Genomic DNA, 1,673 nt, shown 5'->3' with positions numbered 1-1,673 from the left:
GCCGCCGTCCGGCGCGCGCCACTCGAAGAGGTCGGCGAACTCCGCGAAGAAGGCGTCGAACAACGGCAGGTTCTCGGCGATGATCGCGCGGTTGCCCCCTCGTCTAACCCCGCACCGCCCGTTCATGCCTCGCCCCGCCGGACGGCCTCCACTGCTGCGATCACTGCTGCGATCGGGCGAATCCCGCGTCCGCGCGTAACGACCGGGGCCCACCGGGCAGGCGCGGGACCATGGTGCAGATCGGATACACGATGATGACCGAGCAGCGGGGCCCCTGCGGCCTCGTCTCCGACCTGGTGCTCGCCGAACGCGCGGGCTTCGACTTCTCGGTGGTGTCGGACCACTACTTCCCCTGGCTGGACGAGCAGGGCCACGCCCCGTACGCCTGGGCGGTCCTGGGCGCGGCCGCGCAGGCCACCTCGCGGATCCCCCTGATGACCTACGTGACCTGCCCGACCTTCCGCTACCACCCCGTGGTGGTGGCCCAGAAGGCCGCGACGCTCCAACTGCTCTCCGGCGGCCGCTTCCGGCTGGGCCTGGGCAGCGGGGAGAACCTCAACGAGCACGTGGTGGGCCGGGGCTGGCCGGCCGCCCCGGTGCGCCAGGAGATGTTCGAGGAGGCCGTGGAGATCATCCGGGCACTGTTCGGGGGCGGGTACGTGACCCGGCGCGGAAAGCACTTCGACGTGGTCGGCGCCCGGCTGTGGGACCTCCCGGACCGGCCGCCGCCGATCGGCATGGCGGTGTCCGGCCCGGACTCGTGCGCCCTGGCGGGCCGGCTCGCCGACCTGGTGATCGCGGTGGAACCCGACGCCGGGCTGGTCTCCGCCTTCGCCGAGCGGGGCGGCGCCGGGAAGCCCGCGGTGGGCCAGCTGCCGGTGTGCTGGGACCGCGACCGCGACGAGGCCGTCCGGCGGGCCCACGAGCAGTTCCGCTGGTTCGGCGGCGGCTGGAAGGTCAACGCCGAGCTGCCGGGAACGGCCGGCTTCGCCGCCGCGAGCCGGTTCGTCCGGCCCGAGGACGTCGCCGAGGCCGTCCCCTGCGGCGACCGGGTCGAGGACTTCGTCGAGGCCGTCCGCCCGTTCGTCGACGCCGGATTCGACGAGGTCGCCCTCATCCAGGTGGGCGGGGACTCCCAGCCCGCCTTCCTGCGGTGGGCGGAGGAGACCCTGCTGCCGGCCCTGCGCTCCGCGTTCTGACCGCGGACGCCCGGCGCATGCATCCGCCGCGCGGGGGCAGGAGGGCCGTCACACACCCCCGTTCCGAGGAGGTACGAACGATGGCCCCGATTCTGCTGGTCCTGCTGCTCGCGCTGCTCCTGTTCGGCGCCGGATTCGCCCTGAAGGTGCTCTGGTGGGTGGCCCTCGCCGTGCTCGCCGTCTGGCTGCTCGGCTTCCTCGCACGGGGAACGACCCGGGCCGGCGAGCGGGGCCGCTGGTACCGGTGGTGACCACGGCCCGACACCCCGGGGCGGCGTCCGCGCGGGACGCCGCCCCCGCCTTTTGGTACCGGTGTTTCCGAGCAGAAGCCGGACGGCGCCCCGGCCGGGTGGAGCGGGTCCGCGTCGTCCACGGCGATCCGCAGGTGCCGGTTCCCGGGACGCTGCTGGGCCGGCTCACGACATCGCCCTGCTCGCGCTGCGGGTCGCGCCGCGGGGCTGACCGCGAACGGCC

At 74.4% G+C, this 1,673-nt stretch carries 2 protein-coding genes; both read left to right on the top strand.

What is annotated here, in order from left to right:
* The first annotated feature begins 230 nt into the window (after nucleotides 1–230).
* Nucleotides 231–1,199, top strand: a complete 969-nt coding sequence (locus tag AB0E96_RS40955) for an LLM class F420-dependent oxidoreductase (RefSeq protein ID WP_359831906.1) — start codon at nucleotides 231–233, stop codon at nucleotides 1,197–1,199.
* A gap of 80 nt (nucleotides 1,200–1,279) precedes the next feature.
* Complete coding sequence (locus AB0E96_RS40950) at nucleotides 1,280–1,450, top strand: hydrophobic protein (protein ID WP_359831904.1); 171 nt, start codon at nucleotides 1,280–1,282, stop codon at nucleotides 1,448–1,450.
* Nucleotides 1,451–1,673 lie beyond the last annotated feature (223 nt).

Origin of the sequence: Kitasatospora sp. NPDC036755 (assembly GCF_040636595.1) — a bacterium.
In the GTDB taxonomy this organism is placed as follows: Bacteria; Actinomycetota; Actinomycetes; order Streptomycetales; family Streptomycetaceae; genus Kitasatospora.
The sequence above is the reverse complement of the archived record's forward strand: the minus strand, read 5'-3'. Positions and strand labels throughout refer to the sequence as shown.

Excerpts from the sequence above, each read along its gene's own strand:
- AB0E96_RS40950 (WP_359831904.1), top strand. The coding sequence starts at position 1,280 with ATGGCCCCGATTCTGCTGGTCCTGCTGCTCGCGCTGCTCCTGTTCGGC.
- AB0E96_RS40955 (WP_359831906.1), top strand. The coding sequence starts at position 231 with ATGGTGCAGATCGGATACACGATGATGACCGAGCAGCGGGGCCCCTGC.